Genomic DNA, 16,403 nt, shown 5'->3' with positions numbered 1-16,403 from the left:
AGTTGTTGGCTTTTACGGATTGCATATTTTGCTATCGTATTTAATTTATGTGTTCATTAACATTCAGACAAAGCTGAATTTAAACAATTGGTAGCACAGTTTCTTTGTCTTGAATGGAAGCAGGTTACCTCTACGCACTGCCTTAGTTTTTGGTTTAGACAAAAATCGCGAACACTGATTTGACTATTGGAGGCACAGTTCGATTTTGCCTCCGTGATACAGTCTTGTTCACACCTTCTTGTTGATGAGGAACGACATTTTAAATATCGACAATTTTCAGATTTAATCATTTGACACTGATGTTGGTTTCCTTGGCTTGAAACAGTTGTTGCCAGGAACACATTTTCCGCAGTTGCTAGTTTGTTGAAGCAAACTAGCATCAAAATAAACATAACCCATTTCATCAGTGTCCTTGATTGTGGTCATAGATATATTATAGAACAGAACTTTATTGCCACAATGGTGTAATTTATTAGGGTCGGGTAATTGTGGCGGAGTAAATATCAACACAATGATGTTTTGTTAATACCCAACGAAGGTAAATATATATACATCTGTTATTCCGCACTAGAAACCAGGATTTATTTATGAAATCTTTTTGGTTATCAAATCCTAGTAATAACCCAAGAACGTCGCCCTCCGCTTTATGAGGAGGGTCCAGGAACTGAGGTGTTGAACAACATTTTAATAGTAACTTTAGTATTTAATGGATGGTACGATGTCCATTGAGGGAGAGACACTTTTTTTTAAACTTAGGCTTATCCTCAAACGCCGACGTACCGCGGCTTGTCCGCGGTATCCAGAACTTTTTGTCTACACTAAATAACAACATATTGGTCGAAATCCTTGGATCCCGCGGACAAGCCGAGGGACGTCGGATTAAATATTATGCCAATAGATGATACGAATACTATGTTTTAAAAAAAAGTGTCTATCCCTCAGGGTCGGGCTCTCACCCTATTGTTCGAATGAGTAAATCCTTATCAGATAAATACCTAAATCACTTCAGCCAGATCGCCTTTGTCTTCTAACCATTGTTTGCGGTCGCCCGCTCGCTTTTTGGCAAGCATCATATCCATGATTTGCGAACAACTATCAAAATCATCGAGGGTGAGTTGTACCAGTCTTCTTGTATCGGGATCCATGGTTGTTTCGCGTAATTGCATGGGGTTCATTTCACCTAACCCTTTAAAGCGTTGGACATTAATTTTGGCTTTACCATTTTTCAGCTGGTCAAGGATCGCTTCTTTTTCGGTATCATCAAGCGCATAATGAACTGCTTTACCGGCATCAATTCGGTATAAGGGTGGCATGGCAACATAAATGTGTCCCCGTTCTACCAAGATGCGGAAGTGTTTCATAAATAATGCACAAATAAGGGTGGCGATGTGAGCACCATCGGAATCGGCATCAGCCAAGATACAAATTTTTCCATAACGTAAGCCTTCGATGTTATCGGAAGCTGGATCAACACCAATGGCAACGGCGATGTCATGAATTTCCTGTGACGATAATACGTGGGCTGAATCAACTTCCCAAGCATTAAGAATCTTTCCTCGTAAGGGAAGGATGGCTTGAAAATCTTTATTTCTTGCTTGTTTTGCAGACCCTCCCGCAGAATCACCTTCTACTAAAAATAACTCGGTGGAGGATAAGTCTTGCTGCATACAATCGGCTAATTTGCCTGGGAGAGCAGGGCCTTGGCTTACTCGTTTACGAGCAACTTGTTTGGCTTGTCGAAGGCGTTTTTGGGCGCGCTCAATGGCCATTTGCGCTATTTCTTCTGCTTGTGTTCGGTGCTGATTAAGCCATAAAGCAAAGGCATCTTTCACCGCGATGTTAACCACCGAGGCGATTTGTCGCGAACTTAATCGCTCTTTCGTTTGACCTGCGAATTGGGGCTCTTTCATCTTGACGGATAAGATGTACTGACAGGGTTCCCATAAATCATCAGCGGTTAGTTTGACGCCTCGAGGCAATAGACTATGCAATTCACAAAATGACGATAACGCGTCATGCAAACCACTTCGTAGTCCGTTGACATGCGTTCCTCCTTGAATGGTGGGAATTAAGTTGACATAACTCTCATTCACGTTGGCATTGGTATTGGTTGACCACAAACAAACCCAATCAACTGTTGCATCGTCGCTTGTATAGGAACCTGAAAGTGGTTCGGCTGGAATGAACTCGCTCTCGAGAGACTGCAGCAAATACTCGGTTAGTCCTGACTCATAACACCAATGATGTTCTTCTTCTGTTGCCTTATTAATGAATGTCATTGACAACCCAGGACAAAGAACCGCTTTGGCACGCAAATTATGAATCAAGGCTTTGACGGCAATTTTGGGACTATCAAAATAACTGGGATCGGGCCAAAAACGTATGGTTGTGCCGGTGTCTCGTTTAGCAGTTGTGCCTATCTCATTGAGTTCAAGAAGCTTATCTCCATTGGCAAACGCCATTTGATAGACAACACCATTGCGCCGTATGGTCACTTCCAGTCGTTGCGAAAGGGCATTCACAACAGAAACACCCACGCCATGCAGACCACCTGAGAAGGTATAGTTTTTGCCGGAGAACTTTCCACCCGCATGTAATTTCGTCATAATGACTTCAACGCCGCTGACGCCCAATTCTGGATGGATATCCACCGGCATCCCACGTCCATCATCCTCAACTTCAATGGAACCATCATCATGTAAGACAACAACGATATGTTGCGCATGACCAGCTATCACTTCATCAACACTGTTATCGATGACTTCTTGAGCTAAGTGGTTGGGCCGAGTGGTGTCGGTATACATGCCGGGGCGTCGTTTTACCGGTTCGAGGCCACTCAGAACCTCAATTGCTTCGGCATTATATGTCTCGGTCATCGTGTTTATGCTCCATCGAAAAAAAACTGTATAACATTATACCATGTAGTTTGATTTGTTGACCATTTAACATTGATTTAATTTTTGAAACTCACTAATGACTTCATGCATAGATAGTATCACTTTTTCATAGATTGTCGTGAGTTGTTCAAGCTTTTTAGCTTTGGCAGCTGCATTTTCGAGTTCAACAATATAATTTTGTAGCTTCGGCACCCCGCAAAAACAGCAAGCGCCATGAATCTTATGCGCTAATTGCCCGATTCCTTTAATATCCTGTTTTTTATAGAGTTCGCTAAACTCGTCTACTTGCAACGCTAATTCTTCAATAAATTTTTTAAGAAAATCTTCAGCGAGATTTTGGTTACCAGAGACTTTTTGTAGGCATAATTGCCAATCAATGACTACATGGGGTTCACTTTCTAAGTTATCAAGGACTGCCTGAAGAAGATGTGCCTCATCCACTGGTTTTTGCAAGCAATCGGCAATGCCAATTTGGCGGAGGTTTTCGGAAGCGATGTCATTGGTATTGGCGCTAATAATGATGATGGGTGTTTGACGGTTAAGTAGGCAAGTTTGCCGAATCTGTTGGGCGGCTTCTAACCCGTTTAACTTGGGCATTTGTAAGTCCAACAGAATCATATCATACCGTTTGGTTTGACATAGCTTCACCGCATGACCACCGTCATTAACCGGTTCGATGGACGCTTTATCTTGTAATAACGAATTGAGTAGCATTCGATTAACCGGGTTATCCTCAGCGATAAGAATGTTGGGTTGAATGGTTTGTAATGTGTCACGTAATGTTTGTAATTGGTTTTTGTTATCTTCGATGGGTTTGGGTTGTTGTTTGTAAATCACCTCATCAATGACATCATGCAACTTTTGAATGCCAATTGGTTTGAATAAGAAAGCTCTCGCACCTAATGATTCAGGGTTATGGATTAAGGTCTTAGAGATCAATATCACCGGAATCTCTGATGCTTTAATCATTGCTGCGAGTGTTCTTTCTTGGCCTAAGCCGAGATTGATTAAAGCGAGATGGTAGTGATTGCTTTGTGTAAGCATTTTTTCTAGATTTTTAATATCTTTAATCGGCTTTGATTCGATTCCCCATAACCCCAATCCATTAATCATTGATTCTAAGTAGAGTGGGTTTTCATCAAAACAAATCGCTTTAAGACTGCTAAATCGATGGGATTGTTGTTTTTCAATTTCATAAGCAGCAAATTTTTCACATTTGATAGAAACATCAAAGGTAGAGCCATGGTTAAGGCGGCTGGTTATCGAAATTTTGCCTTGCATGGCTTCAGCAAGTTTTTTGCATATGACCAGACCTAATCCGGTGCCGCCAAATCGTCTGGTAATGCTGGTGTCTGCTTGATTGAAGGCATTAAACAGCCTGGTTTGATCTTCTTTGGATATGCCAATGCCTGTATCTTCTACGGAGATTTGGATATGGTAGTGGGTATCATCTTCACCAATGACTTTAGTGCGGACAATCACATAACCACTTTCAGTAAATTTAACCGCGTTGCTAATTAAATTACTGAGAATTTGTTTGATTCTGAAGGGGTCGCCCAGCACTTTCATGGGAACATTTTGTTCAGTTGAAGGAATCAAATCAATGCTTTTCTTATTGGCATTGGGGGATATCAAGGTCAGAACATCATCAATACAACCGCGTAGATCAACAGGGATACAGTCTAACAATAGTTTTCCTGCATCAATTTTTGTGAAATCAAGGATGTCATTGATAATGCTGAGTAAATCTTGCGATGATGATCGAATGGTTTTCACATAATCCAGTTGCAAGGCATCTAATCGTGTTTCTAATAGCACGTTAGTAAAGCCAATGACGCCATTCATGGGAGTACGGATTTCATGGCTCATGTTGGCGATGAATTCCGATTTTTGGCGACATTTTTCTTCCCAACGTTTTTTCTCGAGGGATAGTTCGATATTTTTTTCTTCTAATAATTCGAGACTTTGTTGTAGATCGGACGTTTCTTGCTCAATATTTTGCGTCATTTCTCGGACCGACTTGATATATTGCTGCTGCAGGTGCTTACATCCTTGTTCGATGATGCCAAATTCCCCGGGGCTATCTGCAATAATTTTTGTTTCAAATTCATTACTCAAAATCTGCTTCATGCTTCGGCGCAAACGGTTAACTGGTAAATAAATACGTTTGGATAAGAAGTAATGAATGGACAAGCTTAATAATAGACCTAGCAAGATAATAAAAATCGTCACAATGATCATTTGATAACGCTTTATCAGCATACCTTGCGTGTCTAAATCAATCGATAACCAACCTAAAATATCATCCGCCTGATAGTAGATGGCACTGGCTGGTGATGGAAAGATCGATTCAGTAAAGCTAAATTTGGGCATAGTAATTGGCGCCACAAAGTTAATGGCAGTTGCACTAATTTGTTTTTGAGCCACATTAACGCCGGTAAAGGCAGGTGTTTCAAAAGGGGTTTGCAAGGAATGTTTGCCGCCCCGATAAGCGATGAGGTGACCATTGGCGTTATAAAACGCAAGGGCTTTTATTTCCGGGTTAACAATGGAGGCATTGATCAATGCTTGTAATGTCTTAAAGTCATGGCTTGAAATAGCAAGCTGGGCAGCCGGTAGGAGCTGGCGAATATAAGCCTCCCCTAAGCGGGAGACATGTTGCTTTAGATCTTTGTAAAATTGGCCATTAAAGACCACAGCAAAAATGATCGCCACTAAGAGCACTGGGATCAAGGTTGTTAGTCGTAGAAGATACTTAATGCTCATTCTTCTCACGGGTTTACCTCATTGGTATGTATATTAGCCATTGTATTCTCAAGCGGTCAAAATCTCAATCGGGACTTACGCAAAACTCCCAATCTCTTCGTTAAAAAAAGTTTTTAATTCGGTCATTGAGTTGTTCTAAATTCCCTCATTAAAAACATTTTTTGCCTCGATTTTGGGGTTTTTCGTAAGTCCTGTCAGAAAAATCGAAACGGCGGCATGCTTACCTTAGCATCTTTTTCACGTTTGTTGAAATGTGCTTGGAATACCTGATGCTGATGGCTCCAAATAATAACAGTGCTATGAAAAACACGCTCAATAACTTAGAGGTTGATTCGTTGATAAGTTCTGATGAATCGTAACTAGTAATAAGTGTCATGCCCCCTGGCAACTGGATGGAGTCAACGACCTTGTGTACATGGCGATTAACATCGAGTGTTTTTGCTGTTGTTTTTTTGATGATGCCAAGGCCAACCATGGCTTTAGGATGACCATGTAACCCATTACGTAACAATTCATCATCTTTATTCACGGTGGCGACATCATTTAAATGAATGACATGACCATTGCCTTTTTTGCGTATAACTAGGTTGGCAAAATCATTGATGGAGTTAAACTGGTGATTGAGCCAAACAGGAAATTCATATTGATAAGATTCAATTCGCTCGCCTGGAAGCTCAATATTATTTCTTTTTAAAGCATCGTAAATTTCTTTGAGGCTAACGTTTTGTCTATCCATTGCTTTACTGTCGAGTTTAATTTGCATGGCATATCGTCTTTCACCCCCAATTCGGACATGAGAAACTCCCTCGATGGAGGCAAGTCTGTCAACGAGAAACTTGTCAGCATAATCCATTAATTGCAAAGAGCTCCATTGCTGGCTAATCAGGTTAAACCACATAATAACATCATCATTTGAATTCACTTTAAAAACATCCGGTGGCTCAGCCCCATCAGGTAACTCATCTAATAAGCCAGAAACCTTTTCTCTTATCTCATTGGCAGCCTCTTCGATATCTCTGGATAGGCGAAATTCAATTTTGAGGGTTGATAGTCCATTGATGCTTTTGGAATCAACAAAGCGAATGCCTTTTACCCCGCTGATTTTTTTCTCAATTACCTTGGTTATGTCATTTTCGACGGTTTGAGCACCGGCACCGGGATAGGCGGTTTCAATGGCAATGATAGGGGGATCAATGTCAGTGGGGACACTCTGGTGAAGCCAGTTTACAGCGATTATGCCAAATAAGACCAATAACAAGCTCATCGCAACCGCAAGTATAGGGCGTTTAACTGAAAATTCACGGATACGCATGGTAAAAGCAAACCTCCTGAAGGTCACTCATGACGGAAACGCAACATAAGATAGGGTTTGGTTTCATTGCTTTTTGGATTCAAGTTGTTCGTTGGCTCGTTGGATGCAACCATCTTGAGAGAGCAGGATAGCAATGGGTTTTGTGCTTTCAAAATGGGCAAAAATAATCATTAAAATAACGGTGATGGGAACTGATAAAAACATCCCTAATATCCCCCAGATACTGCCCCATACCCCTAACGCTAGCAAAATCACCAAGGGACTTAAATTCAACGATCGTCCCATCAATTTAGGCTCAATGATATTTCCAATGAAAAATTGTAAGAAAATGATACCGCTGGTAAGGATAATAAAAGGTGACCAGGTACTAAATTGAATCAAGGCTAAAGCGGCTGGAAATACTGTTGCAATAATGGCACCAATGTTGGGGATAAAATTTAAAAAGAAGATTAATAATGCCCAGAATTCAGCAAAATCAAGGCCAACCCCTTTCATGATGAGATAACTAAAAAACGCTGTTGCCAAACTAACAAATGTCTTCAAGCCAATATAGGTTTGGGTATCTCGAGCAATATGCTCAAAAATATTATGCACTAACTGTTGGGACTTAGGTTGCGCGAAGATGGCTTTAATTTTTCGTTGGAAAAAATGCTGCTCAATGAAGAGAAATACCACATACAAGGCGATGAGAACGGCTGAACTGGTTATGGAGGTAAACATGCCGGCAATATTAACGAGAACTCTTTGGAAACTTAAGTTTTGCACAAATGTTTTTACTTTATCGATTAATTCTAATTGAAAGCTATTATCAACATGAGCAATGATTTTCATGAAGTTTTCTTGATAGCGTGAGGAGGCAGCAATGACCTCATTGACGTTATTGGCAATGATGTTAATGAGGATTTGAACGAAAATTACGAATAATCCCAGTGAAATAATCATGCTTAACCATTGTGGGATGATAGTGCCAATCCAGGGAAGTCGCTGGATGGCGTTATTTGCTGTATTGAGAAGGTTCCAGACAAATAAAGCAATGATGAATGGGATAATCAGATTACTTCCCGCAATCAAAAGGTAGCCTGTAATCCAGAGAATAATTAACCCAGATGCAAAATTAATGGTTCGGTTCATGACCTTCTTCTTAATTCTTATTTGTTATCGTTATACCGCAAATTGTTTGAAAATCTTGTTACCGTTACATGCCATAACTTAATTAAAGAAGTAAAAACTCTCGTTATCGAATGATCACAGGTATAGCATTTTTGACTCGTATCAGTATATTATTACAGGACATCGGCAAAAAACCAATGAATCATCCATAAATATATTTTTCGTTTTGCCATAGCTCAAATTAACCTGATGATGATTGTCAATGACATTAAATGATTCTTGCGAAACGCTACCTGGGGTAGGGCCATCGTTAGCCAAAAAATTAAGCCAATGTGGTATAGCAACGATTGCAGATATGATTTTCCATTTGCCGTTTCGATATCAAGACCGTACGCGAGTGACGCCTATTGCAGATTGCATCGAACACGATTATGCGGTGGTTGCAGGGGAGGTAATAAGTACGGATGTTTCAATTAAACGAAAGCGAATATTAAACTGTTATATCCAAGACATGACAGACTCCATGCGCTTACGTTTTTTTCATTTTAATCAGAGTCAGATTCAGGGAATGAACACGTGTTATCGTATTGTGGCGTTTGGGGAAGTTCGACGTTTCGGTGGGCAGTTAGAAATGATTCATCCCGAATATCAACTGCTTAAAGAAGGGGATCCATTGCACGTTGAAGAGCATTTAACGCCAATTTATCATACAACCCAAGGATTAGCCCAACGTCGATTAAGACAATTAATTGAATCAGCATTAACCACAGCCAAGCCATTTTTGTCGCAACTAGAATGGATGACCGAAAAGCAGTTACAAGAATTGCAATTTCCATCCATGGATGAAGCCATTATGCTGCTTCACCATCCTCCGCCTGATATTGCCTTACATGATATGGAAGAAAACACACATCCTGCGTTTCAAAGGCTAGCGTTTGACGAGTTACTTGCTCAACAAGTTAGCATGCGATTTGCTCGTCAGCATATGCAAGCCATTCAAGCTCATCCAATTCCCGAAAACGCAGATGCAAAGTCTCGCTTATTAGCGCAATTGCCATTTCAATTAACCAAAGCACAAATGCGAGTGATTGAAGATATTGAGTTGGATATGAATTTGCCTGTGCCGATGCTTCGTTTAGTTCAAGGCGATGTGGGATCGGGTAAAACCGTGGTGGCAGCAGCCGCTGCCATGCAGGCAATTAGCCAAGGGTTTCAAGTGGCAATCATGGCACCCACGGATATCTTAAGTGAACAACATAGTAAAAACATGCAGCAATGGTTTGAGCCTTTGGGTATCCCTTGTTTACGTTTAAGTGGGAAAATGAAAGTCAGTGAACGACGACCTGTTTTAGCTGCCCTTGCCAGTGGTGAAGGGCAATTAGTTGTCGGTACGCATGCGTTGTTTCAAGAAGAAGTGGTATTTCAGCGGTTGGGCTTGGTCATCATTGACGAACAGCATCGATTTGGGGTAACACAGCGGTTAAAACTGCAACAAAAAGGGGCAGAAAATGATTATATGCCTCACCAATTATTAATGACGGCCACGCCAATTCCTAGAACCTTAGCCATGACGCAATTTGCCCACCTTGATCTATCAATTATTGATGAGATGCCCCCTGGACGAACACCAATAACCACGTCTGTTTTGAATCAGGATAAGCGGGATCAAATCGTTGCGCGACTTGATGACGCCTTAGCCAACAATCGTCAGGCCTATTGGGTATGCACTTTAATTGAAGAATCGGAAAAGCTGCAATGTCAAGCGGCAAGTGATACGGCTGAGTCTTTACAACAGCTACTGCCCAGTCATCGAGTGGGGTTGGTTCATGGCCGCTTGAAAGTCGAAGAAAAAGAAGCGGTGATGGCTGCCTTTAAAGCGGGTGATATCCAGCTTTTAGTGGCAACCACCGTGATTGAAGTTGGGGTAGATGTTCCTAATGCCAGTCTTATGATTATAGAAAATGCTGAACGACTAGGCTTATCTCAGCTACATCAATTACGCGGCCGAGTGGGTCGGGGGGCGACGGAGTCTTATTGTATGTTGTTATATCAACCCCCTTTGTCCGATGTGGGCCACGAACGTTTGAAGACCATGCGAGCGACCTGTGATGGTTTCGAAATTGCTGAAACGGATTTAAAGTTACGAGGGGGTGGCGAGTTTTTAGGGGCCCGTCAAACAGGGTATCGACAATTTAAATTAGTGGACTTACAGCGAGACGGCTACTTACTCCCTAAAGTGAAACAGATGGCATATCAGTTGATGGAAAGTAATCCCGCTTTAGCCAAACGAATTGCCCATCGCTGGATGGGCGATTTTGAACGATATATTCAAGCTTAAAGGAGCAAAAAATAGAAAAGCAGCTATAATTTAATACGGCTTTATTGAATTTTAAGGAAATGCAATGGGCTTAAAAGATAATGAAATTGCAATGACAGTAAATGGTGTGCTTTGGATGCATCTTGCAGAGAACAATGAGTGGTCTGTTATAAGTAACAAAGTAACTAAATTTGCTAATGAATTCACCGCTCATGGTGATACGTACACAAATTTCTATGGCAGAACGTTTAATACCGGTGCTTTTTCTGGCGATTTAAAGGCGCGCGTTAATAGGCTTGATGCTGCCGTGTTAAACAATCAGGCAGCTTACCCTGAGATGATGATGGATTTTATTAAAGTTTATGAAGCGCTTCAGGTCGCTGTTGCTTTTTATGGTGATAATAAAGAGCCGGATCTTGCGAAGGGTTTTGGTGACACCAGTTTAAAAGCTGGCGAGTTGATTGGTAAGAGTGCGTCTGTCGCCAATACGTTCGAAACATCTAATACACAAGAAAAACAAACCGAATATAGAAATAAAATGTTTGCTAGTAGAGCAAAACCAGAGGATGATCAAGGACAATCTAAAGCACCAAATGGATCAAAACGAAGTCCTTAGGCATGGAATGAATGATATGCCAATGCTTAGGGCTGCCCATTGCGCGAAGCGCTGAATGATTCAGATATTCCCTTGTTCCATAAACAAAAAGGAGCAACCGTAGCCCGCATGAAGCGAAGCACAGAGTGATCCTGATATATTTTTGTTCAATAAGAAAAATATATCAGGATTCCTCAGAGCGAAGCATAATGCGGGGACCAAGGTAATGCAAGAATCAAAATAATGCGGTCAAAGCCCCCTTTACTGCCTCACATAAGTCAAGTAATGATCCAAACTAGGATAATTCCCATGCACTAATTTCTTATAGAGATCATCTAATTGGGATGTCACAGGGCCTTTGGTGCCATCGCCAATGAGGGTATCATCAATCGAGCGAATGGCGGTGACCTCTGCAGCAGTTCCGGTAAAAAATGCTTCATCGGCCTGCAATAAATCATCAACAGTTAACTGGCACTCTTTAATGGCATAGCCCTGCTCCTTCGCTAATATCATCAGCGTATCACGGGTAATGCCGGGCAAAATGTTGCCGAGTTTGGGGGTAAGTAGTTGATTATCTTTGACAATAAAGATATTTTCACCGGGGCCCTCAGCGACAAATCCTTCTGTATCTAACAACAGTGCCTCATGGTATTTTGTTCCTCTTAAGGCGAGAGAAGCCAGTTGGCTATTGACATAATTTCCGCAAATTTTCGCATCAGGCACCGTTGTTTTAGGGTGAATTCGCCGAAACGGGCTGATGGTAATGTCGATGGCCTCAAAGGGGAGGTAAGCACCCCAAGGCCAGCAGGCGACTGAAAATTCAACGGGGTTTTTCAAGGGATTTAAGCCCATGACGTTATACCCATAATACATTAAAGGGCGGATATATCCTTTCTTCATTCGATTTCTATCCACTAATTCAATGATGATATCTTTGACCTTTTGGTTTGATAACGAAGATGACATCGCCAGTTGTCTGGCTGAATAAAATAGTCTGTCGATGTGCTCATCCAGTCGAAATATAGCGGGTCCTTTGTCCGTTTCATAAACACGGATCCCTTCAAAAACAGCACCGCCATAATGCAAGGAATGCGTTAGAATATGTACTTTTGCTTGATGCCATGGTACAAATTCGCCTTGATGCCAAATAAATTCCATTTCGTCCATAACTATCCTTAAGAGCGACTGTAAATCTCGATTAATTGAAAAAATAGATATTATTTATTATAAAAATGGCGCTTTTTGTTAAAAACCAACGCCCTTTTCTTTACTTAAGTATACGATAAAATGAGAAAAATTGGGAATTTCGCTACAAGATTATCACATGCAGCATGAATCAGTTTTTATGCTATGAATTAATTAGGGGAGTTCCCTAAGCAAGATAAAGGTTTACTATGTTATTCCATAATCAGCGTGTTGTTATCAAAGTGGGCTCTGCTTTACTCATCAATTCAGCCGATGGCACGTTAAACATCGATTGGATGCGAAGTCTTGCGGAAGAAATTATTACTTTAAGACACGATGGCTGCCAAGTCGTGGTCGTGACGTCTGGTGCAGTGGGTCTTGGCTGTTATCGGTTAAAATTTTTACGAAGAGTGTGTACCCTCGAGCATAAGCAAGCGGCGGCTGCAGTTGGGCAAATTGAACTAATTCAAACATACCAAAAGGAACTTGCAAGTCACGGATTACTAACAGCACAGGTATTGCTCACCTTGGATGATAGTGAGAATAGAAGACGTTTTTTGAATGCGCGCAATACCTTAACCACGCTTTTAGATGAAGGCATTATTCCGATTGTCAATGAAAACGATACCGTCGCGACGGATGAAATAAAATATGGTGACAATGATCGTTTAGCAGCACGAGTTTCTCAAATGATTGAAGCCGATACGCTGATTTTGCTATCGGATGTGGATGGACTCTATGATACCGATCCACACAAAAACCCCAAGGCAAAACGCATTGAAGAAGTGAACACAATTGATGAAAAACTTTTAGCTATTGCCGGTGATTCGGTTTCGGACTATGGGAGTGGCGGGATGAAAACCAAATTAGCCGCCGCACAAATAGTCATGAGCTATGGGATTAAGATGTTAATTACCGAAGGTAAACCGCTATACCCCATTCGCCATTTTAAACAGCATGGTAAGGGGACTTGGTTTAAACCATTGGAAAGCAGTTTGAAATCTAAAAAAGCATGGCTGAAAAATCATTTAAAACCAAAAGGCCAATTAATCATTGATGACGGGGCAAAACAGGCTTTATTAAAGGGGAAAAGTTTGCTGCCAGTTGGCATAGTCAAAGTTTTAGGCCATTTCCAAAAGGGTGATGTGGTCAGCATTGTCAGTGAAAACGGTCAAGAATTAGCAAGGGGCTTAAGTAACTATCCGTTCGATGAAGTTAAACTCATTCGCGGGAGATCCTCACTCACTATCTATGACGTATTGGGCTATAGTGGCATGCAAGAAGTTGTTCATTGTGATAATTTGGTGGTGATAAAAAATGAATCTTAAATTAGAAATGGAATCCATTGGGCAACGCGCAAAGATAGCGGCTGATTGGATAGCACAAGCAAGCGCAACACAGAAAAATCAGGCTTTAACCGCAATGGCAGAAGCGATTGCTAACAACCAGGCTATGATCCTTGACGCTAACCGTCAGGACGTCGAACAAGCAAAGAAACAGCAATATCCCGAAGCATTCATCGACCGATTGATCTTAGATCCTAAGCGGATTGATGCGATGGTAAGCGCAATCCATGCGATTTCCGATTTGCCGGATCCTGTAAACCGAATACTGTCAGAATGGCAAGTTCCTAGCGGCCTTATTATCAAAAGGGTATCGATGCCATTAGGTGTGATTGGTGTTATTTATGAATCGAGGCCAAATGTCACAGCGGATGCTGCAGCCCTTTGTTTCAAAGCAGGAAACGCGGTGATTTTACGCGGGGGCTCAGAATGTGCGCATTCCAATCAAGCGATTATTGCGAGTTTACACCAAGGGCTACGCAATGTGGGTATGACAATTGATATCATCCAGTATGTTCCAACCCAGGATCGAGAGGCTGTGGGGGTTCTATTACAGATGAGCGATTACATCGATGTCATTATTCCCCGAGGGGGCGCCTCATTGGTTAAACGTGTTATTGCAGAGAGCCGAATCCCACTATTCCAACATTTGCAAGGCTTATGTCATACCTATATTCATCAAGCAGCCGATAAATCGATGGCCATCGATATTGTTGTCAATGCTAAAATGAGGCGTACGGGTATTTGTGGTGCGACGGAAACGCTGTTGATTGATGAAGCGGTTGCAGCGACTATTCTGCCTGACCTAATCGATGTGTTAATCAAAAAAGGATGTGAGATTCGAGGTTGTGACAAAACGAAAGAGATTGATTCTCGGGTTAAGTTGGCCAGTCAATCCGATTGGGAAACCGAATACCTGGATGCCATTTTATCCATCAAAATTGTGAAAAACCTGGATGAAGCGGTCGCTCATATTAGACAGTATGGTTCGTCGCATACAGAAAGTATTGTCACCAATGATAACGAATCCGCTGCAAAATTTATGAATCAAATGCGTTCTGCTATCGTAATGCATAATGCATCGACACAATTTGCGGATGGTGGTGAATTTGGTATGGGGGCTGAGATCGGTATTTCGACGGGTAAATTGCATGCCCGTGGCCCGGTAGGCGTCGAGCAACTAACTACCTTCCATTATTATGTTACTGGGAATGGCCAAACCCGTCCATGATAGCGAGATATGTCTGTGGATAACTTAAAGGTATTTGTGTTAACGGATTGGATAAGGAAAAGGCATGAATACGTTAACTAACGGAATTTAAAGGATTATTTTTAATGGCATTGTGATCAACTATTTTCTTTATCCACATAATCTGTGGATAAGCTTGTATATAAGAAAGCAAAATCATTGTGAGACATGGGTTTCCTCAAATGTTCTTAATCCAACCAATTTGTTACGCAACAGCCTGCCTTTCATGTCCCTCAAATTTGCATAATTGATAAAGTCCTTCTATGGTTAAAGTATAGATGTTTGATTTTTTACATGGCCGTAAAAATAACGAATAAACAGGAAGTTATGCGTCTGGGGGATACAACCATGGATATCATGTTAAAAGGTGTGCATAACGAAAGGGAAATTGTTGAAAGTCTGGCCCATGTTTTTGAGTTATTCAAACAACGTTATGGCATTGAAACCTATCGCGAATTGTATCTAACCTTGACCTTGGTGGATTCCCAAGGCGATGATGTTGAATTAGTGGATACAAAAACCAATGAAGTATTCAATCGCTTTGATATCATCGATAGCCATTCAAGCAATGAGCCGCACTACAAGAAACCCCATTTAAAGCTGGTTGTTGATAATAGCCGATAATCATTCGAGTTTCCTGATATTTCTGTTATCGATGTATAATTATTTTATACTATAATTTATACATCATGATTACAGGAATTATATGAACGTATATTCTATCCGTGAAGTATGTATGCATACGGGGGTCAATCCCATTACTTTAAGGGCTTGGGAGTCAAGATATGGCATTATTAATCCAGCTAGAACAGAGGGTGGTCACAGGCTTTACTCCAAAGATGATATTAAACGCATTAAAGCTATTCAGTTTTTTAAATCACGCGGGTATGCGCTTAAAGAAATTCCCTCAATGCTGACCAAATTAGCACAGATCCAATCAGATTTATATCACTATACTATTCCTAATTTAATCGAAGGTATCAAGTCATTCAACGCTTTGAAAGTTCAGAAAGAATTACAACTCATATTATCCAAGCAGTATGTTGAAATTTTCGCTGACCAAACGCTACCAGATATCCTGAAATCGTTGAAAGATTCTCTCTGGGCAAAAAGCATCTATTTTACTCAAGAGCGATGCTTTTTTTATGATCAGCTAAGATTTCAATTGCAATCAAGCCTCTATCAGAGCATAGTGAGTGAGCGTCCAATACAGATTAAAATTGTCGGCTATCAAGCGCCTCGGGAAATATCAGAGTTTTATGTACATATTTATTTATTGGCTCTATTATGCAGTCAATACAACTTCTCAGTGTGTGTAATCAGCCATATCGATTCTTTTGAAGAATTACAGGTTAGTTGCACGACTCATGAAAATATTCTCCATATTGTACCAGTTGGTTGTGATGCTTATAAACTGCAACAATTAGCAGCACGTTGCCTACATAACGCAATCCCTAATTTATTGTTCTCTCACCCTGCCTTGGGGGAAATCAATACACACGCTAATGAGATGCGATGTTTATTACCTAGAAAATTTGAAAATATAGCATTTCGTATTAACCAACAAATGAGTTATACAAAATAAAAAAAAACATGCTTCTGTATAACTTTTCTGGATGTAAACTTAAT

Annotated in this window: 11 protein-coding genes; 6 read left to right on the top strand and 5 right to left on the bottom strand. The window is 40.9% G+C overall.

Translation table 11 applies throughout. The features are described from left to right. Positions 1 to 995: 995 nt before the first annotated feature. The 4 genes from parE to AB3348_RS02815 all read right to left on the bottom strand — a co-directional run bounded on the left by parE (position 996) and on the right by AB3348_RS02815 (position 8,106). The gene (gene parE, locus AB3348_RS02830; protein ID WP_367606032.1) at positions 996 to 2,876 is read right to left on the bottom strand and encodes a DNA topoisomerase IV subunit B; all 1,881 of its coding nucleotides are present in this window, start codon (positions 2,874 to 2,876) and stop codon (positions 996 to 998) included. Between the two features lie 66 nt (positions 2,877 to 2,942). Next, the gene (locus AB3348_RS02825) at positions 2,943 to 5,663 is read right to left on the bottom strand and encodes a response regulator (RefSeq protein ID WP_367606031.1); all 2,721 of its coding nucleotides are present in this window, start codon (positions 5,661 to 5,663) and stop codon (positions 2,943 to 2,945) included. Between the two features lie 220 nt (positions 5,664 to 5,883). Beyond that, positions 5,884 to 6,975, bottom strand: a complete 1,092-nt coding sequence (locus tag AB3348_RS02820) for an efflux RND transporter permease subunit (RefSeq protein WP_367606030.1) — start codon at positions 6,973 to 6,975, stop codon at positions 5,884 to 5,886. 63 nt (positions 6,976 to 7,038) lie between these two features. Further along, positions 7,039 to 8,106, bottom strand: a complete 1,068-nt coding sequence (locus tag AB3348_RS02815) for an AI-2E family transporter (protein ID WP_367606029.1) — start codon at positions 8,104 to 8,106, stop codon at positions 7,039 to 7,041. 241 nt (positions 8,107 to 8,347) lie between these two features. On the opposite strand from AB3348_RS02815, the gene recG reads away from it, so the two are divergent. Beyond that, positions 8,348 to 10,423: an ATP-dependent DNA helicase RecG gene (recG, locus tag AB3348_RS02810; protein ID WP_367606028.1), complete on the top strand. Its 2,076-nt coding sequence runs from the start codon at positions 8,348 to 8,350 to the stop codon at positions 10,421 to 10,423. 64 nt (positions 10,424 to 10,487) lie between these two features. After that, positions 10,488 to 11,018 carry a hypothetical protein gene (locus AB3348_RS02805; protein WP_367606027.1) on the top strand — a complete coding sequence of 177 codons (531 nt, stop codon included), beginning with the start codon at positions 10,488 to 10,490 and terminating at the stop codon, positions 11,016 to 11,018. A 240-nt stretch (positions 11,019 to 11,258) separates the two neighbouring features. Here AB3348_RS02805 and AB3348_RS02800 read toward each other — a convergent pair whose 3' ends face one another. Continuing rightward, positions 11,259 to 12,164 (bottom strand): branched-chain amino acid transaminase, encoded by a 906-nt coding sequence (locus tag AB3348_RS02800; RefSeq protein WP_367606026.1) that lies wholly within the window; start codon positions 12,162 to 12,164, stop codon positions 11,259 to 11,261. Between the two features lie 227 nt (positions 12,165 to 12,391). On the opposite strand from AB3348_RS02800, the gene proB reads away from it, so the two are divergent. The 4 genes from proB to AB3348_RS02780 all read left to right on the top strand — a co-directional run bounded on the left by proB (position 12,392) and on the right by AB3348_RS02780 (position 16,359). Beyond that, positions 12,392 to 13,510 carry a glutamate 5-kinase gene (proB, locus tag AB3348_RS02795; protein WP_367606025.1) on the top strand — a complete coding sequence of 373 codons (1,119 nt, stop codon included), beginning with the start codon at positions 12,392 to 12,394 and terminating at the stop codon, positions 13,508 to 13,510. Next, the gene (locus AB3348_RS02790; protein WP_367606024.1) at positions 13,500 to 14,756 is read left to right on the top strand and encodes a glutamate-5-semialdehyde dehydrogenase; all 1,257 of its coding nucleotides are present in this window, start codon (positions 13,500 to 13,502) and stop codon (positions 14,754 to 14,756) included. The genes proB and AB3348_RS02790 overlap by 11 nt, the downstream gene beginning before the upstream one ends. Before the next feature lie 312 nt (positions 14,757 to 15,068). Next, a complete protein-coding gene (locus tag AB3348_RS02785) occupies positions 15,069 to 15,398 on the top strand; it encodes a hypothetical protein (protein ID WP_367606023.1) in 330 nt (109 codons plus the stop codon). Positions 15,399 to 15,480: 82 nt separating this feature from the next. After that, on the top strand, positions 15,481 to 16,359 hold the full coding sequence (locus tag AB3348_RS02780; RefSeq protein WP_367606022.1) for a MerR family transcriptional regulator: 879 nt from the start codon (positions 15,481 to 15,483) through the stop codon (positions 16,357 to 16,359). Positions 16,360 to 16,403 lie beyond the last annotated feature (44 nt).

Origin of the sequence: Legionella sp. W05-934-2 (assembly GCF_964199965.1) — a bacterium.
In the GTDB taxonomy this organism is placed as follows: domain Bacteria; phylum Pseudomonadota; class Gammaproteobacteria; order Legionellales; family Legionellaceae; genus JAFIFT01.
The sequence above is the reverse complement of the archived record's forward strand: the minus strand, read 5'-3'. Positions and strand labels throughout refer to the sequence as shown.